Origin of the sequence: Brevundimonas staleyi (assembly GCF_041893865.1) — a bacterium.
Lineage (GTDB): Bacteria > Pseudomonadota > Alphaproteobacteria > Caulobacterales > Caulobacteraceae > Brevundimonas > Brevundimonas staleyi.
Genome location: NZ_CP169082.1, coordinates 3405867 through 3427371, shown reverse-complemented (window position 1 = coordinate 3427371; position 21505 = coordinate 3405867). Strand labels below are relative to the sequence as shown.

At 67.5% G+C, this 21505-nt stretch carries 17 protein-coding genes; 12 read left to right on the top strand and 5 right to left on the bottom strand.

Going from position 1 to position 21505, the window contains the following annotated elements; translation table 11 throughout:
* The first annotated feature begins 36 nt into the window (after positions 1 to 36).
* The 3 genes from ACETK8_RS17310 to hutI are packed head-to-tail and all read left to right on the top strand — an operon-like array spanning position 37 to position 3337.
* Positions 37 to 1416: a formimidoylglutamate deiminase gene (locus tag ACETK8_RS17310; RefSeq protein ID WP_374037059.1), complete on the top strand. Its 1380-nt coding sequence runs from the start codon at positions 37 to 39 to the stop codon at positions 1414 to 1416.
* The gene (gene hutC / locus ACETK8_RS17305; RefSeq protein ID WP_374037058.1) at positions 1413 to 2129 is read left to right on the top strand and encodes a histidine utilization repressor; all 717 of its coding nucleotides are present in this window, start codon (positions 1413 to 1415) and stop codon (positions 2127 to 2129) included. Before ACETK8_RS17310 ends, hutC begins: the two co-directional genes overlap by 4 nt.
* Positions 2126 to 3337, top strand: coding sequence for an imidazolonepropionase (gene hutI, locus ACETK8_RS17300; protein WP_374037057.1), 1212 nt, complete (start codon positions 2126 to 2128; stop codon positions 3335 to 3337). Before hutC ends, hutI begins: the two co-directional genes overlap by 4 nt.
* Here the strand turns inward: hutI and pelA are convergent.
* Positions 3334 to 4644, bottom strand: a complete 1311-nt coding sequence (pelA, locus tag ACETK8_RS17295; RefSeq protein WP_374037056.1) for a pectate lyase — start codon at positions 4642 to 4644, stop codon at positions 3334 to 3336. The genes hutI and pelA overlap by 4 nt on opposite strands.
* A gap of 114 nt (positions 4645 to 4758) precedes the next feature.
* On the opposite strand from pelA, the gene rhaM reads away from it, so the two are divergent.
* On the top strand, positions 4759 to 5073 hold the full coding sequence (gene rhaM / locus ACETK8_RS17290) for an L-rhamnose mutarotase (protein ID WP_374037055.1): 315 nt from the start codon (positions 4759 to 4761) through the stop codon (positions 5071 to 5073).
* 157 nt (positions 5074 to 5230) lie between these two features.
* Positions 5231 to 6301, top strand: coding sequence for an L-rhamnose/proton symporter RhaT (gene rhaT / locus ACETK8_RS17285; protein WP_374037054.1), 1071 nt, complete (start codon positions 5231 to 5233; stop codon positions 6299 to 6301).
* 140 nt (positions 6302 to 6441) lie between these two features.
* Here the strand turns inward: rhaT and lldD are convergent, their stop codons facing one another.
* From lldD to ACETK8_RS17270, 3 genes are read right to left on the bottom strand one after another with little or no spacing between them, the layout of a single operon-like run.
* On the bottom strand, positions 6442 to 7578 hold the full coding sequence (gene lldD, locus ACETK8_RS17280) for an FMN-dependent L-lactate dehydrogenase LldD (RefSeq protein WP_374037053.1): 1137 nt from the start codon (positions 7576 to 7578) through the stop codon (positions 6442 to 6444).
* A gap of 8 nt (positions 7579 to 7586) precedes the next feature.
* The gene (locus tag ACETK8_RS17275) at positions 7587 to 8348 is read right to left on the bottom strand and encodes an SDR family NAD(P)-dependent oxidoreductase (RefSeq protein ID WP_374037052.1); all 762 of its coding nucleotides are present in this window, start codon (positions 8346 to 8348) and stop codon (positions 7587 to 7589) included.
* Between the two features lie 22 nt (positions 8349 to 8370).
* Complete coding sequence (locus ACETK8_RS17270; protein ID WP_374037051.1) at positions 8371 to 9168, bottom strand: IclR family transcriptional regulator; 798 nt, start codon at positions 9166 to 9168, stop codon at positions 8371 to 8373.
* Between the two features lie 137 nt (positions 9169 to 9305).
* Here ACETK8_RS17270 and rhmD point away from each other — a divergent pair, with 137 nt between their 5' ends.
* From rhmD to ACETK8_RS17235, 7 genes are all read left to right on the top strand, one after another.
* Positions 9306 to 10499, top strand: coding sequence for an L-rhamnonate dehydratase (gene rhmD / locus ACETK8_RS17265; RefSeq protein WP_374037050.1), 1194 nt, complete (start codon positions 9306 to 9308; stop codon positions 10497 to 10499).
* Positions 10500 to 10518: 19 nt separating this feature from the next.
* The gene (locus ACETK8_RS17260; protein WP_374037049.1) at positions 10519 to 11370 is read left to right on the top strand and encodes a fumarylacetoacetate hydrolase family protein; all 852 of its coding nucleotides are present in this window, start codon (positions 10519 to 10521) and stop codon (positions 11368 to 11370) included.
* Positions 11367 to 12113 (top strand): SDR family NAD(P)-dependent oxidoreductase, encoded by a 747-nt coding sequence (locus tag ACETK8_RS17255; protein ID WP_374037048.1) that lies wholly within the window; start codon positions 11367 to 11369, stop codon positions 12111 to 12113. Before ACETK8_RS17260 ends, ACETK8_RS17255 begins: the two co-directional genes overlap by 4 nt.
* Before the next feature lie 10 nt (positions 12114 to 12123).
* A complete protein-coding gene (locus tag ACETK8_RS17250) occupies positions 12124 to 13026 on the top strand; it encodes an amidohydrolase family protein (RefSeq protein ID WP_374037047.1) in 903 nt (300 codons plus the stop codon).
* A gap of 58 nt (positions 13027 to 13084) precedes the next feature.
* The gene (locus ACETK8_RS17245; protein ID WP_374037046.1) at positions 13085 to 15388 is read left to right on the top strand and encodes a hypothetical protein; all 2304 of its coding nucleotides are present in this window, start codon (positions 13085 to 13087) and stop codon (positions 15386 to 15388) included.
* Positions 15389 to 15413: 25 nt separating this feature from the next.
* A complete protein-coding gene (locus ACETK8_RS17240; RefSeq protein ID WP_374037045.1) occupies positions 15414 to 16865 on the top strand; it encodes an oligogalacturonate lyase family protein in 1452 nt (483 codons plus the stop codon).
* A gap of 163 nt (positions 16866 to 17028) precedes the next feature.
* Positions 17029 to 19791: a TonB-dependent receptor gene (locus ACETK8_RS17235; RefSeq protein WP_374037044.1), complete on the top strand. Its 2763-nt coding sequence runs from the start codon at positions 17029 to 17031 to the stop codon at positions 19789 to 19791.
* Positions 19792 to 20006: 215 nt separating this feature from the next.
* On the opposite strand, the gene ACETK8_RS17230 is transcribed toward ACETK8_RS17235, so the two are convergent.
* Positions 20007 to 21386: a glycoside hydrolase family 28 protein gene (locus tag ACETK8_RS17230; protein ID WP_374037043.1), complete on the bottom strand. Its 1380-nt coding sequence runs from the start codon at positions 21384 to 21386 to the stop codon at positions 20007 to 20009.
* Positions 21387 to 21505 lie beyond the last annotated feature (119 nt).

The following is a 21505-nucleotide window of genomic DNA, read 5'->3' as shown; positions in this document are numbered from 1 at the left end:
CTAGACATATTGTTCTCAAGCTCTCGGGATTGTCCAGTGTCGCAGACGCCGTCCGAAGGTCGCAGCCTGTGGTTCGAACAGGCGCTGACGCCCGGCGACTGGGCGCGCGACGTGCGGGTCACCGTGGCGGACGGGGTGATCGCCTCGGTCGAGACCGGGGTCGCGCAGGCGCCGAACGATGAGGCCCACGGCGTCGCCCTGCCGGGCATGCCCAACGTCCACAGCCACGCCTTCCAGCGCGCCATGGCGGGCCTGACCGAGGCGCGCGGACCCGGCGGAGACGCGGGCGACAATTTCTGGACCTGGCGCCAACTGATGTACCGCTTCCTCGACCGGGGCGGGCCGGAGGAGATCGAGGCGATCACGGCTCTGGCCTTCTGCGACATGCTGGAGGGCGGCTTCACCCGCTGCGCCGAGTTCCACTATCTGCACAACGACCCGGCCGGTCGGGCCTATGCCGATCCGGCCGAGTTGACGGCGCGGATCGTCTTGGCGGCCGAGACGACGGGCATCGCCCTGACCTTGCTGCCCGTCTTCTACGCCCATTCGCAGTTCGGAGGCGCCGAACCCAACCATGGCCAGCGTCGCTTCATCACCGACGTGGACGGTTTCGCCGATCTGGTCGCGCGCGGCCGTCGCCTGACCGCCGGCCTGCCGGACGCCGTCGTCGGCGTGGCGCCCCACAGCCTGCGCGCCGTGACGCCCGAGGAACTGGCCGCTATGCCCGGCCTGGCCGGCGACGGTCCGATCCACATCCACGTCGCCGAACAGACCAAGGAGGTCGACGACTGCCTCGCCTGGTCCGGCGCGCGGCCGGTCGAGTGGCTGCTGGCCGACGCCCCGGTCGATCAGCGGTGGTGCCTGATCCACTCGACCCATGTGACCGAGACCGAGTGGCGCGGCGTGGCCAAGGCGGGCGCCGTCGTCGGCCTCTGCCCTCTGACCGAGGCCAACCTGGGCGACGGCATCTTCCCGGCGCGGGACTTCGTCGAGAACGGCGGCCGGTTCGGCATCGGCACCGATTCCAACATCCAGATCGGCGTCGCCGACGAACTGAGGATGCTGGAGTACTCCCAGCGTCTGGCCCTGCGCGCGCGGGGCGTCATGGCTGATTCGGCCCGCTCCACCGGCCGCGCCCTGTTCGACCGCGCTCTGTCCGGGGGGCAGCAGGCGACGGGCGCGAAGGCGGGTCTCTCTGTCGGCATGCCCGCCGACATCGTCGAGCTGAACACCAGCGGCATCGGCTTCGCGGGCCGGTCGGGCGACGCCGTTCTGGACAGCTGGATCTTCGGCGGCGAGCGGGCGATCCGCTCGGTCTGGCGGCGAGGCAGGAAGGTCGTCGCCGACGGCCGCCACATCGCCCGCGACGCCATCGAGGCCCGCTATCGCAAGGCCCTGTCGGTGGTGCTCGGATGAGCGAAACCGCCACTCTTCATCGCCGCATCTACGACGACCTGGAGAGCCGGATCCTGTCCGGCGACTGGGCGCCAGGATCGCGCATTCCGTTCGAGCACGAGCTGACCGAACGTTACGGCTGTTCGCGGATGACGGTGAACAAGGCCATCTCCGAACTGGCCACGCGGGGCCTCGTGACCCGCCGTCGCCGGGCCGGCACCTTCGTCGCCCAGCCGCGCGTCCACTCCGCCATGCTGGCCATCCCCGACCTGCGCGCCGAGGCGACCGCGCGGGGTCTGGCCTATGAATTCCGCCTGCTGGCCCGCAAGGAGCGCGCCCCGACCGATGAGGAGCGGGAACTGGCCAACGGCGGCCTCTTGCTGGAACTGGACGGCCTGCATCTGGGCGACGGCGCGGCCCTCGCCCTGGAGCGACGCCTGATCGCCCTGACCGCCGCGCCGGAAGCCATGACCGTTGATTTCCGCAAGGTCCCGCCCGGCAGCTGGCTGCTGGATTTCGAACCCTGGACCGAGGCCGAGCATCGCATCTCGGCCGTGTCGGCGACGCCGCGACAGGCGACCCTCTTGGGGCTGAAGGCCGGCGCCGCCTGCCTGTGCGTCGAGCGGCGGACCTGGCGAGACGGGCAGGGGGTGACCCAGGTGTGGCAGACCTTCCCGGGGGATCGCTATGATCTGGTCGCGCGGTTCTCGCCGGGCCGAGGAGACCCGAGATGAAGGCCGACCGACTGATCACTGAATGTCGTCTCGCCACGATGACGGAGGGCGGCGCGGCCTATGGCGCGATCGAGGACGGGGCGATCCTGATCCAAGACGGCCGCATCATCTGGGTCGGTCCGCGCGCCGATCTGCCGGAGCATGAGGCCGCCCAGATCGACCGTCTCGACGGCAGCTGGGTCACGCCGGGTCTGGTCGATTGCCACACCCATCTGGTCTTCGGCGGCAACCGGTCGGGCGAGTTCGAACAGCGTCTGAACGGCGCGACCTATGAGGAGATCGCCCGCGCCGGCGGCGGCATCGTCTCCTCCATGACAGCGACGCGAGCGGCCTCGGAGGATGAGCTCTACGCCTCCGCCGTCGCCCGCCTCGAAGGGCTGAAGGCGACCGGCGTCACGACGGTCGAGGTCAAGTCCGGCTACGGCCTCGACCGCGACGCCGAGCTGAAGATGCTGCGCGTCGCCCGCCGCATCGGTCGCGAGGCCGGGGTCCGCGTCCGCACCTCCTACCTCGGTCTCCACGCCGTGCCGCCGGAGCATCGCGCCGAGCGGTCCGCCTATGTCGATCTGGCCATCGAGGACATCCTGCCCGCCGCCCAGGCCGAGGGTCTGGTCGATGCGGTCGACGCCTATTGCGAGCCCATCGCCTTCTCCGACGCCGAGGTGTCGCGCCTGTTCGAGAAGGCGAGGGCGCTGGGCCTGCCCGTCAAGCTCCACGCCGACCAGTTGTCGGACGGCGGCGGCGCGGCGCTGGCCGCCCGCTACGGCGCCCTGTCCGCCGACCACATCGAACACTCCAGCGAGGCGGGCGTCCGCGCGATGGGGGAGGCCGACGTCGTCGCCGTCCTCCTGCCCGGCGCCTATCTGATGCTGCGCGAGACCACACCGCCGCCGATCGCGCTTCTGCGCCGGCACGGCGTGGAGATGGCGGTGGCGACCGACTGCAATCCGGGTACGTCTCCGGTCGCCTCGATGACTGCGGCCCTGACCCTGGCCTGCGTCCAGTTCCGTCTGACGCCGGAGGAGGCTCTGACTGGCGCGACCCGTCACGCGGCCAAGGCGCTTGGCCTGTCCGACGAGATCGGCACGCTCGAAGTCGGCAAGGCCGCCGACCTCGCGGTCTGGGACGTCACCCGCCCGGCAGAGCTCTGTTACTGGCTCGGCAAGCCCATCCTGAACGCGCGCTATGTGTCGGGCGTCCCGGTCTAACCGGGGTTGGCGGCGTTCCAGGCGACATAGGCGTCCAACGCCTTCTGCGGCGAGTTAATCCACCACGAGTAGCCGTTGCGACGGCCGATCGAGATCTCGTTCACGTCGTCATAGATCATCTGGTTCTTGTCGCCGAAGATCGGCAGGCCGGTGACCAGATCGTAGTTGCGCGACCACAGCGGCCCGGCGCCTTCGCGGGGCATGAGCTTGCGCCCATCGTCCTCGGTCATCTCGAAGACGTGGTCGTAGAGGCGCTTCTCCTCCAGCCAGGCCACGGCGGCGCGGACGGCCGTCTTCACCTCGGGCGAGGGATGGGGCAGGCGCATCAGGAACAGCAGGATGTCGGTGGTCTCGCCGCTGGCGACCGACTGGGGCTCATAGTTGCGGGCGCTGGACGGCTGTAGCGTCAGCGGATCGACCTGTTGCGGCCAGGCGGTCAGTTCGCCGTTCACCCGCACCTGGGACGCCAGGATCGCGGCGACCCCGTGCTCGACGGCGGCGGCGGCGCGGGTCTTCAGATCGTCGGGCAGGAAGTCGAAGCCGTGTTCGTTCTCGACCACGTCCTCCAGCAGCATGGCCGCCTGGGCCACGGCGTTGTCGTTGAAGGTGACGGCGTCATGGAAGCCGCCCTCGACCGGCCAGATCTGGGGCCAGCCGCCGTTCGGATACTGGGCGTTCAGCAGATAGTGGACGCCCCTGGTCACGCTGGCGCGATAGGCGTCGCCGTCCGCGCCCGGATGGGCGGCCGCGACCTTGGCCAGGAAGCGCATCTCGGTCCAGGTCGCGTCATTGTCCAGCGTGCCGACGAAGGTCCAGAAGCGGTCCACCGGCGCGTCGAAATTCTCGGGGTTCAGCTCCATCGTCTCGGCGTCGTTGGAGTAACGCTGGCCGGGCAGGCGGGCGAGGCGACGATCCTGGTTCTTGCTCCAGCCGCCGGCCGGGGTCTGGAAGCTGACGACGGCGTCGGCCAGGGTCTTGGCCTCGTCGGAGGCGTACCACTCGGCCGTCTGGTCCAGCGGGATGAAGCGCAGCCCGCCGCCGAAGGCGATTGGCGCCGGCGGCACGGTCGCGCCGGCGGGCAGTTCGCCGGCCAGGGTCGCCCGGTCCACCAGGGCCTGGGTGTGCGAGCGATCCAGATAGGCGGCCCAGGCGGCGCGTTCGCCCTCGGGCAGGGCGGCGATCCGGGCGGCGCTCAAGGACTGGGCCGGGACGTTCTGGCGGAGGACCTCGGCCTGGGCGACCGGCGCGAGGGCCAGGCCCAGCAGGAGCGGGATCAGGGCCGCGGCCCGGGTACGATACGCTGACATGAAGGCCGTCCCTGGATCGAAGCGACGGTCTCGCCGCTTTCTCATTATGTTGCACATCATGTTATATGGTGAGACGAGGTGGTCAATACGCCGCCGAACGCCGGAGCGCCCGCGATGCAGAAGATCGCCTTCCTGATGCAGCTGAACTCCGGCATGGAGGCGGAATACAAGGCCCGCCACGACGCCCTTTGGCCCGAGCTGCGCGATGCCCTCCATCAGGCCGGGGTGCGCGATTACTCCATCCATCTGGAGCGCGAGACCGGCCGTCTGTTCGCCACCCTGTGGCGGACCGACGATCATCGAATGGACGACCTGCCCAGCCTGCCGATCATGCGGAAATGGTGGGACCACATGGCCGACATCATGCAGACCGATCCGACCGGCGCCCCGGTCCAGACCGAGCTCGTCGAGATGTTCCACCTCGAATAGGCGTCGCTTGACGGCCTCGCTTCGCCGCCTCTAGGGTGTGTCCAAATAATGAACCGCATGGCTCAAATGTGGGAACGGGACGAAACATCACAGGCCAGCCTCCGCTGACCGTCGGCCCATTCCGACCTCCATCGCGTTCGACACTGGAGGTCTCATCGTGCCCGGCAACCCGTTCCTAGGCGTCATCTTCCACTGGCTGGGCGGTCTGGCCGCCGCCAGCTTCTATGTACCCTATCGCAGCGTGAAGCGCTGGTCGTGGGAGATCTACTGGATCACCGGCGGCGTCTTCTCCTGGGTCGTCGCGCCCTGGTTCTTCGCCTCGATCCAGACCCAGGATCTGATGGGGGTGCTGTCGGCGACGCCGTCCTCCACCATCGGCTACTGCATCCTGTTCGGGTGCCTGTGGGGCTTCGGCGGCCTGACCTACGGCCTGACGATGCGGTATCTCGGCCTGTCGCTGGGCATGGCAGTGGTGCTGGGGCTCTGCACCGTGTTCGGCACCCTGATCCCGCCGATCTTCCAGGGGACCTTCGTCTCCACCCTGATCGACAATCCGTCCGGCAACGTCGTCCTGCTGGGCCTGCTGGTCACCCTGCTCGGCATCATCGTCGTGGCGATGGCGGGGGCCAAGAAGGGCGAGCCGGTCGACAACGCGGCCATCGCCGAGTTCGACTTCAAGAAGGGCGTCGGTGTCGCGATCTTCTCGGGCGTCATGTCGTCCTGCTTCGCCTTCGGCCTGGCCGCTGGCGAGCCGATCCGCCAGCTCAGCGCCGCGGCCGGCACTGGCCCGCTGTGGGTCGGTCTGCCGGTGCTCTGCATCGTCATGTTCGGCGGCCTGATCACCAACGCCGTCTGGTGCGGCATCCTGATCGCCCGCAACAAGTCCGCCGGTCAGTTCGTCGGCAAGATGGCGCCGGAGGATCCCTCCATGCCCGTCGCTGGCAAGACCTCGCTCGCCCTGAACTACCTGTTCTCGGCCGTCGCGGGCACGATCTGGTACTTCCAGTTCTTCTTCTACACGATGGGCGAGAGCCAGATGGGTCGCTTCGGCTTCTCGTCCTGGACCCTGCACATGGCCAGCATCATCATCTTCGGTGCCTTGTGGGGCTTCGCCTTCAAGGAGTGGAAGGGCGCCCCGACCAAGGCCCGGCTGATGGTGTTCAGCGGCATCGGCCTTCTGGTCTTCGCCACCGTCATCATCGGCTACGGCAACTACATCGGCCGTTGATCCCAATCACTGAGCACCCCAGCGAAGGCTGGGGTCCAGATGGAAGTCTCAGTAAGAAGAGTAGCAGACCGGGTGCGACGTCCGAGCCGTCCCGGTCTGTGATCTGGACCCCAGCCTTCGCCGGGGTGCTCGGATAAATGTCAGAGACGGGCTATGTTTCCCGGCCCGATGTCCGCGATCTTCGACGATCCGGTCAGGGTCATGGCGACCCGCATCTCTTTCGCGAACAGCTCCAGCAGGGTCTCGACGCCCCGCTGTCCGTCCGCTGCCAGCGCATAGACGAAGGCGCGACCCAGCATCACCGCATCGGCGCCCAGCGCCAGGGCCCGCACCACGTCCAGACCGTTCCGCACGCCGGAGTCCGTCAGGATCGTCAGCTTCCCCTTCACCGCCTCGGCGATGGCGGGCAGGGCGCGGGCCGAGGACAGAACCCCGTCCAGTTGCCGCCCGCCGTGGTTCGACACCACGATCCCGTCTGCGCCGAAGCTGACCGCGTCCTTGGCGTCTTCAGGATCGAGGATGCCCTTGATGATCATCGGCCCGTCCCAGAAGTCGCGGATCCACTGCAGGTCCTTCCACGAGATCGACGGATCGAAGTTCGCGCCCAGCCAGCCGATGTAATCCGCCAGCCCCGTCGCCTTGCCCAGATAGCGGGAGACATTGCCCAGATCGTGCGGCGTGCCGCGCAGACCCACATGCCAGGCCCAGGCCGGGTGGGTCATGGCCTGCACCATCCGGCGCACCTCGGCGTTCGGCCCGCTCATGCCCGAATGGGCGTCGCGATAGCGTGCGCCCGGCACCGGCATGTCGACGGTGAATACGAGCGTCTTCACCCCGGCCGCCTTGGCCCGTTCCAGCGCGTCCTTCATGAAGCCCCGGTCGCGCAGGACATAGAGCTGGAACCACATCGGCCGGTCGATGGCGGGCGCCACCTCCTCGATCGGGCAGACCGAGACGGTGCTGAGGGTAAAGGGCACGCCGCGCGCCGCCGCCGCCTTCGCCGCCTGCACCTCGCCGCGCCGGGCGTACATGCCGGTCAGGCCGACGGGCGCCAGGACCACGGGCAGGCTCAGGGTCTCGTCGAACAGCTTGGTCGTCAGATCGACCTCGCCCACCCCGCCCAGCACCCGCTGACGCAGGGCGACGTCGCCCCAGTCCTCGACGTTCCGGCGCAGCGTCTGTTCGGCATAGGCCCCGCCGTCGATGTAGTGGAACAGGAAGGACGGCAGCTTCCGCCGCGCGGCCTCTCTGAAATCGCCGGGCGACGAGATGATCATGGCCACGCCTATTGCAGGTTCACGAACATCCCGCCATCGACCAGCAGGGCCGCGCCGGTCACGTATTTCGCCAGGTCGGACGCCAGGAAGACGACGGGTCCGCCGAGGTCGTCCGGCTGACCCAGACGGCCCAGCGGGATACGGTTTTCCATGTACTCCCGCTTCTTCGGATCGGCGAGATCGTCCTTGTTGATGTCGGTCAGGATGGTGCCCGGCAGGACCGAGTTGCAGCGGATGCCGTGTTTGCCGAGCGCGATGGCGCAGGACTGCATCAGGCTATGCACTCCCGCCTTCGTCGGGGTGTAGTGGGTCTGGTACTCGCCGCCGACCAGGGCCGAGATCGAGCTGACGGCGACGATGGACCCGCCGTTCCCCTGCTTCACCATCTGGTTGGCCGCCGCCTGGGTCATGAAATAGGCCCCGTGCAGGTTGACCTCCATGGTCCGCTTCAGCGTCTCGGGCGGCATGTCGAGGAAGGCGTGGAACGGGCAGATGCCGGCGTTGGAGACGAAGACGTCCACCCGGCCGAAAGCTTCCACCGCCGCATCTACGAAGGTCTGGGCGCTCTCGAACGCGGCCACGTCGCCCTCGACGTGGATGGCGCGGCGGCCCAGGGCCTCGATCTCGCGGATGACCTCTTCGGCGACCTCGCCGCCCCGGTTGGAGTGGATGGCCACGTCGGCGCCCTGACGCGCGCTTTCGACGGCGACCGCCGCCCCGATGCCCCTCGAACCCCCGGTGACGAGGACGACCTTGTTTTCAAGCAGCATGGGGGCTCCCGGATGTTTTCTTCTAGGGTTTGGGCGACCAGCCGAGATCGCGGCTGATGGCGTTGGCGGCGTCGGTGACGGTCACGGTCAGTTCGGCCATGCGGGCGTCCGACATGTACTGGGCGGCGCTGGAGACGCTGACGGCGGCCACGACCTTGCCGTCCACCCCGCGCACGGGGGCGGCGACGCAGCGGATCTGGTCCTCGTTCTCTTCCAGGTCGAAGGCGTAGCCCTTGGTCGCGTAGCCGCGCATCCGCTCCAGCCAGACGGCGCGGGCGGTCGAATCGAATGGCTTGCCTTCGGGGGCGTAGAACTCGGTCCACTCCGGCTCGGTCTTGTCGAGGATCAGGGCCTTGCCCAGACCCGTCGAGGCGATCGGATGACGCTCGCCCAGCTTGGAGCCGATGTTGATGCGGCGACGCCCGGCGACCTTGTCGAGATAGAGGGCCTCATGGCCGTCCAGCACGCCCAGATGCACCGTGTCCTCGGTCTGGGCCGAGAGATGTTCCAGCCAGGGTCGGGCGATGCGGGGCAGGTGCATCTGCTGGCTGGCGGCGTGGCCCAGTTCCAGCAGTTTCGGGCCCAGGGTGTAGCCCTCGCGCGGGCGGAAGGAGAGCAGGCGACGGTCCACCAGGGCGGCGGCCAGACGGTGCGTCGTGCTGCGCGTCAGCTCCAGCCGCTCCGACAGTTCGGCCAGGGGCAGGGGGCCGTCGATCAACGCCTCGATCACATCCAGACCCCGCATCAGGGTCTGGCTGCCCGACGCCTTGCCGGCGGAAGGCTCTTCGGTTTCGACCTCGATTGACGCTGTTTGTCCCATCACGTAATCACCTGTTTCAGAATGTAGCAAAACGCGCAAGTCGGCGGTCGTTTGGACCTCCAGTTTGACGCGGCACGCGGAGAAACGCCAGTGTCATCCCGCATTATGGGAAGCAATCGCCAAGGAGCGATGTCGCGATGAGCCGTCTGTCTCGCATCAAGTCCGTGCGCGCCTATGTCGTGAAGAACGACGGGACCGGCGGCGGCGCCGACTATCACGATCAGGGCGACGGCCACTGGATCGACGATCACATCGCCACCCCGATGGCGAAGTATCCCGAGTACCGCCAAAGCCGCCGCAGCTTCGGCATCAATGTGCTCGGCACTCTGGTCGTGGAGATCGAGGCCGAGAACGGCGTCACCGGCTTCGCGGTCACGACCGGCGGCGAACCGGCCGCCTACATCGTCGAGAAACACCTGGCCCGATTCCTGGAAGGCCGCGATCCGTCCGAGGTCGAGAAGATCTGGGACCAGATGTATTTCTCGACGCAGTACTATGGCCGCAAGGGTCTGGTCGTGAACGCCATCTCCGGCGTCGATCTGGCGCTGTGGGACCTGCTCGGCCGCCTGCGCCAGGAGCCGGTCTTCGCCATGCTGGGCGGTCCGGTCCGCGACGAACTGACCTTCTACGCCACCGGCGCGCGCCCGGACAAAGCCAAGGAGCTCGGCTTCATCGGCGGCAAGATGCCGCTGCACCACGGCCCGGCCGAGGGTGAGGAAGGCCTCAAGAAGAACCTCGCCGAACTCGAGGCCATGCGGAACGCCTGCGGCGACGACTTCTGGCTGATGTTCGACTGCTGGATGGCGCTGGACCTGAACTACGCCACCAAACTGGCCCACGCCGCCCACAAGTACGGTCTGAAGTGGATCGAGGAATGCCTCAGCCCCGACGACTACTGGGGCTATCAGGCGCTGAAGAAGAATGCGCCCGACGGCATGCTCGTCACCACCGGCGAGCACGAGGCCACCCGCTGGGGCTTCCGCATGCTCTTGGAGATGGAGTGCTGCGACATCATCCAGCCGGACGTGGGCTGGTGCGGCGGTGTGACCGAACTGATCAAGATCTCCGCCATGGCGGACGCCAAGGGCGTCTTGATGATCCCGCACGGCTCGTCGGTCTACAGCTACCACTTCGTCGTGACGCGCCATAACAGCCCGTTCGCAGAGTTCCTGATGATGGCCCCCGGCGCCGACGAGGTCGTGCCGATGTTCCATCCGCAACTGATCGGCGAGCCCGTGCCCGTGAACGGCCGGCTCAAGGTCCCCGACACCCCCGGCTTCGGCGTCGAGCTGAACCGCGACATCGCCCTGCACCGCCCCTACGCGCGCTAAGACAAAGGCTCCTCCCCGAATGAAACTGCTGCGTTACGGCCCCAAGGGCGCCGAGAAGCCCGGCCTGCTGGATGCCGAGGGTCGCATCCGCGACCTGTCGGGCGTCGTCGCCGACATCACCCCCGATCTGCTGTCCGCCGAAGGCCTCACCAGGCTGGCGGCGGTTGACACCGGTTCCCTGCCGATCGTCGAGGGCGAGCAACGCTATGGCGTGCCGGTCAACGGATCGCGGAAATTCATCGCCATCGGCCTGAACTTCGCCGACCACGCGGCGGAATCGAACCTGCCGATCCCGGCCGAACCGGTCGTCTTCATGAAGGCGATCAGTTGCCTGAACGGCCCGAACGACGACGTCGTCATTCCGCGCGGCTCCGAAAAGACCGACTGGGAAGTCGAGCTGGGCATCGTCATCGGCAAGGCCGCTTCGTATGTGACCAAGGAAGAGGCCCTCGACCACGTCGCCGGCTACGTCCTGATCAACGACGTGTCGGAACGCGCCTTCCAGATCGAGCGCGGGCCGACGTGGGACAAGGGCAAGGGCTGCGACACCTTCGGTCCGGTCGGCCCCTGGCTGGTCACCACGGATGAGGTTGGCGACGTCCAGAACCTGGACATGTGGCTCGACGTCAACGGCCAGCGCGTCCAGACCGGCAACACCAAGACGATGATCTTCACGGTCGCCGAGATCGTCTCCTACCTGTCGGAGTTCATGACGCTGGAGCCCGGCGATCTGATCACGACCGGCACCCCTCCGGGCGTCGGCCTCGGCCAGAAGCCGGAGCCCTGGTATCTGAAGGCCGGCGACACCGTCCGTCTCGGCATCGAGAAGCTGGGCGAGCAGGGCCAGACCTTCGTGGCGTGGTCGCGATGAGCTACGCAGGACGTTTCGCGGGCCGCACGGCCATCGTCACCGGCGGCGCCTCGGGCCTGGGCAAGAGCTCCGCCGCCCGCATCGTGGCCGAGGGCGGCAAGGTGGTCCTGTGGGATCTGAACGCCGAGGCCCTAGCCGCCGTCGCCGCCGAGATCGGCGCCCAGCATTTCGTCGCGCTGGACGTGTCCGACGCCGACGCCGTCGCCGCGGCCGCCGCCGAAGCCAACCGGATGCTGGGCAAGGTCGACATCCTGATCGCCTCGGCCGGCATCACCGGCGCCACGGTGCCGGTGCAGGAGTTCCCGCTCGACAGCTGGAAACGGGTCGTGGACATCAACCTGAACGGGGTCTTCTACTGCTCTCGCGCGGTGGTTCCCTACATGCTGGAGAACGGCTACGGCCGGATCGTCAACGTGGCTTCGGTCGCCGGCAAGGAAGGCAATCCGAACGCCAGCGCCTACTCCGCATCGAAGGCCGGCGTGATCGGCTTCACCAAGTCGCTGGGCAAGGAACTGGCCGGCAAGGGCGTCATCGCCAACAGCCTGACCCCCGCCACCTTCGAGAGCCCGATCCTGGAGCAACTGCCCCAGAGCCAGGTCGACTATATGCGTTCCAAGATCCCGATGGGCCGCCTCGGCGAAGTCGAGGAAAGCGCCGCCATGGTCTGCTTCATGGCCTCGGAAGAATGCAGCTTCACCACCGCCTCGACGTTCGACACGTCGGGTGGGCGGACGACCTACTAGGAGCGGGCGGGTGGCGTCGGACCTTCGCATCGTCGATCCGCACGTCCACCTGTGGGACCTGTCGCGCGCCCGCTACGGCTGGCTGCAGGACGATCCGCTGCCGAACAATCCGGGGGGCGACATGAGCTCGATCGCCCACCGGAACTATCTGCTGAAGGACTATCTCGCCGACGCCGCGCCTTGGCGGATCGACAAGATCGTCCACGTCGAGGCGGGCATGCCGATCGGCGCCCAGCTCGGCGAGACGGTTTGGCTGCAAGCCATGGCCGACGACTACGGCTACCCCCAGGGGATCGTCGCCGGGGCCAATATGCTGGACCCCGATCTCGATGCGCTTCTGGAGGCCCATGCGGCCCGCACGAACGTGCGCGGCATCCGCCAGATCGTCTGCTGGCACGCCGATCCGCTGAAGACCTACAACGCTGCGGATCCCCTGCAGGACCCGGCCTGGGAGGCGGGGTTCGGCAAGCTGGCGAAGCACGGCCTGTCCTTCGATCTCCAGCTCTATCCGACCCAGATGGCCACGGCCGCCGCCATCGCCGCGCGCCATCCGGACATCCCCCTGATCGTCAATCATGCGGGTCTGCCCACGGATCGCGACGAGGCGGGCATGGCGACCTGGCGCGAGGGCCTGCGCCTTCTGGCCGCCCAGCCGCAGGTGTCGATCAAGATCTCCGGCCTCGGCATCACCGACCGGAACTGGACCGTCGACAGCGTCCGCCCGATCATCCTGGAGTGTATCGAGGCCTTCGGGACGAAGCGGTCGATGTTCGCCTCCGATTTCCCGGTCGATCGCGTCCACGGGACGTTCGACGCCGTCTATTCCGCCTTCGATCTCGTGACGGCTGACTTCAGCCCGACCGAGCGCGAGCGCCTGTTCGCCTCCAACGCCGAGGCCGCCTACCGCATCTGATTTTCAGGCCCCGGACCGCGCCAAGACGGTCAGGCCTAGAGGACCCCAGGAGTACCGCATGATCCGCCCGACCCGACCCCAGCGCGTCATCGCCGCCGCCTGTCTCGCCGTCCTGATGGCCGCCCCCACGGCCGCCTGCGCCCAGACCGTGGCGCCGACCGCCGCCGTCGCGCCCGCTGCCCCCATCGACCGTCAGGCCCTGGTCACCCGCCACAATGTGACCCTGACCGCCATCGACCGGCATGCGCCCATCATGCTGGGCAACGGCGACCTGGGCTTCACCGCCGACATTACCGGCCTTCAGACCTTCCCAGAGCAATACTCCGAACTGGCTCCGCTCCTGACCATGGCCCAGTGGGCCTGGCACAGCTTCCCGAACCCCGAGGGCTATACCGAAGAGAGCGGCCTGACCCCCGTTCCGGTCCCCGGTCGCGGCGATCAGCCCTACGCCTGGATGCGGTCCTGGGCCGATGCGGAGACCAACCCGGCCTACACCTGGCTGCGCGCCAATCCGCACCGCTTTTCGCTGAGCCGGATCGGCCTGACCCTGGCCGACGGCGCGCCGCTGGACTTCGCCAAGGTCGCCGCGACGACCCAGACGCTGGACCTCTGGACCGGCGCCCTGTCCAGCCGCTTCACCTATGACGGTCAGCCGGTCGAGGTCATCACGCGGGTCCATCCGACCCTCGACATGGTGATGGTCGAGATCAGTTCGCCGCTGGTCCGGAGCGCGGGTCTGGGCGTTCAGGTCCGCTATCCCACCGTCGATCCGGCCATCAATCCGGACCCAACGAACATGGAGAACGAAGGGGCCCAGACCCTCTCCATCCTCGCCCGGAACGATCACGAAATCCGCCTCCGTCGAACGATCGACGAGACCAGCTTCACCTCCGCCATCTCCGGCAATGGAGAGGTCGTCCAGACCGGCGCCAATGCGTTCCGCGTCGGCGTCTCCGGTCGCGACCGCCTGACCGCCATGGTCCGCTTCGACGCCGCCGAGCCGACGACCCCAACGCCGGAGTTCGAGGCCGGAGCCCGCACCACGGCCGGTCACTGGCGCACCTTCTGGACCTCGGGCGGCGCCGTCGACTTCTCCGGCTCCACCGACCCTCGCGCGGCCGAGCTGGAGCGTCGCGTCGTCCTGTCCCAATACCTGTCGGCCGTGAACGGGGCAGGGGAGTTGCCGCCGCAGGAGGAGGGGCTCTTCTCCAACAGCTGGTTCGGCAAATTCCATCTGGAAATGCACCCCTGGCATTCCGGCTGGCAGGCCATGTGGGGCCGGCCCGAGATGCTGGAGCGCAGCCTGCCCTGGTATCTGGGCAATCTCGATCACGCCCGCGCCGAGGCCGCGCGTCACGGCGTCCGCGGCGCCTGGTGGCCCAAGATGACGGGCCCGGAAGGTCGCAACAGCCCCAGCCTCGTCTCCCCCTTCATCATGTGGCAGCAGCCGCACCCGATCCTCTTGGCCGAACTGGTCTGGCGCGCGGAGAACGATCCGGCGGTGCTCGACCGCTACGGCGAGTTGGTCGAGTCCACCGCCGACCTGCTGGCCTCCTGGCCCATCGAAGACGGCGACCGCCTGAACCTCGGCACGCCCCTGATCCCGGCCCAGGAGAACTACGACCCCCTGACCACGATCAACCCGACCTTCGAGGTCGAGTATTTCCGCTGGGCTCTGGAGACGGCCCAACAGTGGCGGGTTCGGAAAGGTCAGGCCCGTCGCGCCGACTGGGATCAGGCGCTGGCGAAGATCGCGCCGCCTCCCATGCGCGATGGCCTCTATCTGCCGGTCGAGAGCGTGCCGGACTTCTGGGAGACGGCGGCCTCTGGTGCCTGTCGCGAACACGCGACCGCGCCCCAGTGCAAGAACCGCGACCACCCGTCCTTCCTGATGGCCTACGGCTTCATCCCCGGCGCCCGCATCGACCCGGCCGCCATGCGCCGCACCTTCGAGGCGGTCGAGGCCAACTGGGACGTGCGCCAGACCTGGGGCTGGGACTTCCCGATGATGGCCATGACGGCCGCCCGCGTCGGCGAGCCCGAGAAGGCCGTCGACTGGCTGTTCGCCGATCTGAAGAACAACCAGTGGGGTCCAACCGGCATGACGCCACGCGTCCATCTGGACGAGCACGCCGACGAACTGGTGCCCGTCTCGGCCGGGGCCGGGGGCGTGGCCATGGCGGTCAATCCCGACGGTCCCGGCTATCGCCGCGCGGCCGAGACCTACTTCCCGTCGAACGGATCGCTCTTGATGGCCGTGGGCCTGATGGCGGCGGGCTGGGACGGCTCCACCGGACATGCGCCGGGCTTCCCGAAGGACGGCTGGACCGTCCGGGTCGAAGGCCTGACGCCCGCCCCCTGATTTCAGTTTGAAGAGGACCGCCCCGATGACGACCTCACGCCGCTCCGCGCTCAAGGCCCTGCTGGCCGCCCCGGCCGCGGGCGCCTTCGCCTCCGTCGCCCATGCCCAGACTGCGCCAACCGTCGCCCCGACGGCGTCCGGCCAGACCCCCGTCTGGCCCGCGCCCAACACCGCCCCGCCCTCGGTGCAGGAAACGCCCCTGCCTCAGATGCCGCATTGGGAAGGGCCGGTCCCGACCGAATGGACCGACGCCAGGACCGGCCACCGCATCCGCCGCATCTCGCCGGACGGGGGCGGCGGCAAACCCTATTTCTACAAGAACATGTTCGTGCCGAAGAAGGCCGGCCTGCCGGACCTGATGGTCATCTCGACGCCCGAAGGCATCTCGACCGTGGACCTGTCGAACTGGGCCGTCAGCGTCCTGGTGCCTGACGAGCACGCCGACCTGATGTTCACCGGCCGCGCGGGGCGCAACGTCTACTACTCCGTGACCGAGCAGGGCGACGCCCAGCTGATGGATCGGGGAAAGAGCTTCTTCGTCATCGACGTGGACACCAGGCAGTCGCGCCAGATCGCTCGCCTGCCGAACGGCAACGTCAACTCGGTGAACAGTGACGAGACCCTGCTGCTGGGCTTCGTCGCCTATGATTCCCAGCCGCTGCAGCCGACCGTGCCGGACCCCCGCAACCGCCGCTTCGATCAGGCGGAGTACGCCGCCAACGGCCCCGACGGCCGCCCGCTGAACTTCGCCCGGGCCAAGGGCGTGCGGATGCTGCAGCGCTGGGCCGCCCGCTATCCGATGGAGATCTTCGTCATCGACATCGCCACGGGCGAGCGCCGGGTGATCCACGAGACGAACGAGTGGATCGGCCACACCCAGTTCTCGCCGACCGATCCGCAGCAGATCATCTTCTGCCATGAGGGCCCCTGGCACCGGGTGGACCGCATGTGGGCCATTCGCGCCGACGGCACGGGTCTTCGCAAGACCCACCAGCGCACGATGAACTTTGAAATCTTCGGCCACGAGTGGTTCAGCCCCGACGGCAAACAGGTCCACTACGATCTGCAGACCCCGCGCGGTCAGGTCTTCTGGGTCGCCTCGGTGGATCTGGAGACCGGCAAGCGCATCTATCGCCGCGTCGAACAGAACGACTGGTCCGTCCACTTCAACGCCTCGCAGGACGGGACCCTGTTCGCAGGCGACGGCGGGGACGCGGACATGGTCGCCCACGCGCCGGACGGCAAATGGATCGTCCTTCTGACGCCCGAACCGATCGTCGACGGGGATCCGGAGAGCGATCAGCCCGACCTGATCTCGGTGGAGTATCTGCGCTCCACCCGTCTGGTGGACATGGGCAACCATGACTACCGGCTGGAGCCGAACCTGACCTTCACGCCCGACGGGAAGTGGATCGTGTTCGTGTCGAACATGCACGGCCGCAACCACGTCTATGCGGTCGAGGTCGCGAAAGCCTGACCGAAAGAACACGGTGCGGCGGATTTGGGACGCTGTCTCATTCTCGTGTTGCAAAAAACGAGAAGCTGTCGCACAACGTGGAACGGTCTGTGGTCCCAAAGATCGCAACACCATATCAACAAATGACACCGGTGCCATGAGCGCCGGGCGGGGAGAAGACATCATGAGCCGGTCCAGCCACGTCACGCTTGCGTCCAGCGCATCCGCCATCGCTTTGCTGGCCTGCGCCCTCACGCCTCAGATCGCCACGGCCCAGACGGCCGCGCCGGCGGCGCAGGACGAGACCCAGGTCGACGAAGTGGTCGTCACCGGCTTCCGCTCCTCGCTTCAGCGCGCGCTGAACATCAAGCGCAACGAGGCCGGCGCGGTGGACGCCATCCTGGCCGAGGACATGGCGGACTTCCCCGACCAGAACCTGGCCGAGGCCATCCAGCGTCTGCCCGGCGTGACCATTGATCGCGTGAACGGTCAGGGCACGACCATCTCGGTGCGCGGCCTGGGTTCGGACTTCACCCGCACCCGCATCAACGGCCTGGAGGCCCAGGCGGCTAACGGCGGCAACCGCAACCGTTCGTTCGACTTCTCGATGTTCGCCTCGGAGTTGTTCAACTCCATCCGCGTCCGCAAGACCCAGTCGGCCGAGATCGAAGAGGGTTCGCTGGGCGCCACGGTCGACCTGCAGACCGGCCGTCCGCTGGACTTCAACGAGCCGGGCATCCGTTCGGCCCTCTCGGCCCAGGCCTCCTACAACGACCTCTCCGAGAAGACGATCCCGCGCCTCGCCGGCCTGCTGAGCTGGTCGAACGAGGACCAGACGTTCGGCGCCCTGATCTCGGTCGCCTATTCGGAACGCGCCCCGATCCTGGGCAGCTTCAACACCACGCGTTGGCAGTCGGGTAACGCGAACCCGACGCGCCCGACCAATCCGTCGGCCATCTTCCCCTATGGCGTCGGTCAGAATTTCGGTGGTTGCATTCCCTGCACCACCACGGCCCAGCGCGACGCGGTCCTGTCGGCCTACTATCCGCGCATCCCGCGCTACACCATGGGCCAGACCTTCGAGGATCGTCTGGGCATGACGGCCGCCCTGCAATGGCGTCCGAGCGAGCGGACCGAGGTCGACCTCGACCTTCTGTGGTCGCGCTTCAACTCCGAGACCGAAAGCCCGAACATGGAGGCCTGGTCGTTCAGCCGCGCCGCCGTGAACCAGGTGGTGGTCAGCGCCTATGAAATCGATCAGTCGCGCAACGCCTTCTCCTACGGCGTCTTCAACAACATGATCGTGGCGGCCGAGAACGGCTTCACGCGCAACGAGTCGAACTTCTACCAGGCTTCGCTGAACGCCCGTCACGACTTCACCGATCGCCTGCGCGGCACGCTGAAACTGGGCGTCAACCGCTCGGAAGCCCGCACGCCGCTGAACGTCGCCTACCGCTTCGAGACGGGCGCCAACTCGACCTTCACCTACGATGCACGGGGCAACAATCGCCAGCCGCTGCTGGACTATGGCTTCGACGTCACCTCGGGCTCGCGCTTCACTCTGGTCAACGCCACGCGTTCGAACGGCGGCGGAAACTTCGAGAACAACGTCGCGGCCGGCGCCCTGACCTATGACTGGACCGACTCGATCAGCTTCAAGGCCGGCGGGGAATACCGCACCTACGCCTTCGAGACCTTCGGCCTGGCGCGCGCCATCACCACCCCGACCGGCGCGGACCGGATCGTGGGCGTCGATCGCGTCGGCCGGGTTGTCGATATCTCGCGCGCCGTCAATGCGCCTGCCGGCACGGCTACTCGCTTCATCGTGCCGGACATCAACGCCCTGGCCAACACGCTGAGCATCTACAACGACCCGCTGGTCCAGAACCGCAGCGAGCGCGAAGTGGATGAGACGGATCAGGGCCTGTTCCTGCAATCCGACTTCAACACAACCGTCGGCGGCTGGGTCGTTCGCGGCAACGCCGGCATCCGCTACGCCACGACCGAAGTGACGGCCAAGGGCTGGCAGACGGTGACCTCGGGTACCCCGCCGGTGACCACCTACAACTATGTGACGACCACGAACGAGTATTCCGACACCCTGCCGTCGTTCAACCTGGCGATCGAGCCGCGCGACGATCTGGTCATCCGCCTGGGCGCCGCCAAGGTCATGTCGCGTCCGACGCTGGGCGACCTGACGCCCGGCGGCTCCGTGGCTCCGACGACGCTCACCGTGTCCTACGGCAACCCGCTGCTCAATCCGTTCCGCGCCACCAACTACGACGCCTCGATCGAATGGTATTTCCAGAATGAGGGCCTGCTGGCCGTCGCTGTCTTCCGCAAGGAGATCGACAGCTTCATCACCTCGGAAACCGTGCCGATCCGCTATGGGAATCTGGGTCTGCCGCTGGAGTTGCTCCAGGGCGTCCAGGGCCTCGGCGCAGACACGATCTTCCAGGTCACCCGCAGGCTGAACGGCGACGGCGGCACGCTGGACGGCATCGAGATCCAGTACCAGCAGCCCTTCACCTTCCTGCCGGGCTTCTGGTCGAACTTCGGATTCACCGGCAACGTCACCTGGGTCGATTCCGAAGTGACCTACGGCACGGCCGGCAAGAACCGTCTGACGGGTCAGTCCAAGAACACCGCCAACGCCACCCTCTATTACGAAGACGGTCCGTTCCAGGCGCGCATCTCGGCCGCTCACCGCAGCCAGTATCTGCTGTCCTTCCCGGGCGCGAACGGCAACTCGGAAGAGGGCGTGAACGGCACCACCAACATCGACGCCTCGATGTCCTACGACATCACCGACAGCATGACCCTGTCGCTGGAAGGCATCAATCTGACGGACGAATACGTCGACCGTTACGTCGACGTCACGGATCGCGTCTCCGACTACCGTCGCACGGGTCGCGAGATCGCCATCGGCCTGCGCTGGAAATACTGACCTCCTCCCAAGGGATCATCTTGAGCGCAAAACTCGGCTCGGAGCGAAAGCTCCGGGCCGTTTCTTTTTGGGGCGGGAACACATCCGTGCACCCCAGCGAAGGCTGGGGTCCAGATGGCGAACTCGATGTCAGAAGCAGACAGCAGGGTGCGCCGTCCGCGCGACCCGGTCTGTGATCTGGACCCCAGCCTTCGCTGGGGTGCACGGGGAGTTGCTTAGGCGCGCAACCCCGTCACCCCGGTGGAGTCCGTAACGCGCGGCCCCTTGCCGTCGAGCGTATCGATATTGCAGTCGGTGAACCGCCAGTCGCGGGCATTGGTGATGGTCCCGGCGTCGCGCACATCCCAGTCCAGCCGCTCGAACGCGAAGTCCGTCAGGGGCGCCTCGGCATAGGCAGCGGCCTCGAACCCGACCTTGCCGCCGACGACCTTCATGTCCGACAGGCGGACGTTGTGGATGCGCGGAATGCCCTGCTCGCGCGGCACCGGCGTCGCCAGGGCGCGCCAGTAGTCGGGCACGTCGGTGATCCCCGCCGGGATCTGGGCGTAGCTGTAGTTCGGGTACCAGTTCAGGTTCACCCGGAAGAGGGTCGCCACGTCCTGCATGAAGACGTCCCGGATGCGGATGTTGGAGATCACCCCGCCCCGCGTATGGCCCGACTTGAAGAAGATACCCAGTGGCACGGGGTATTCGATCCGCAGACCCGACACCTCGATGTCCTCGAACCCGCCGGAGGTCTCCGACCCGAAGGTCATGCCGGCCAGGGCATCGCGCACGATGCAGTCGCGCACGCGCACCTCGCGGCACTGACGCGCGACGCGCAGGCCGTCCCAGTCGCGCCCGGCCTTGATGCAGATGGCGTCGTCGTTGACCGACAGGTCGCACCGCTCGACCAGCACCCGTTCGGACGAGTCGATGTCGATCCCGTCCGTCGAAGGCCCGCGTCCGCCCAGGTTGTTGCGGATGATCAGGTCCGAGACCTTCACGTCGCGACAATAGCAGACGTGGACGGTCCAGAAGCCCGACCGCGCCAGGTTCAGCCCCGACACCTCGACGTCTTGCGAGTCATAGATGTGGATCAGGCGCGGGCGGCGGCAGTCGTAGTCGGCGGCCCAGCGCAGGTCGCGCGGATCGTAGTCGCGCCGCATGGCCCAGTAGCTGTCCCAGAAGACCTTGCCGTCGCCGTCGACCAGACCCTCGCCGGTGATCTTCGCCCCCTGCTGCTGGTAGACGTTCAGGAGGCCGGCGGGCCAGTCCATCTCGATCCCGGCGACGCGGGTCCGCACCATCGGATAGGCGTTCAGGTCCCGCAGACCCTTGATCGTCACCCCGCGCCCGATGGCCAGGGTCACGTTCGACTTCACGAACAGCGAGCCCGACAGATAGACGCCGGGGCTCAGGGTCACCGTCCCGCCGCCCGCGCCCGCCGCCGCGTCGATGGCGGCCTGGATCGGGCGGGTGTTGATCGTCTCGCCGTCGCCGACCGCGCCGAAATCGGCGGCGTCGAAGGTCCGGCCGGTGCCTTGCGCGAAGGCGGGCGTCGTCGTCAGAACGGCCCCGGTCAGGCCGAGACGAAGCAGGTTGCGACGGTGCATGATGGTCCTCCGGAGCGGCGGGAGCACCCGACGCTCTGCGTCAGAGTTTCCCACATTCTGTTCTTCCGTCTCACGATAGCGGACGGTAGGGTGAACACAAGACGCGCAGCCGTCACGGA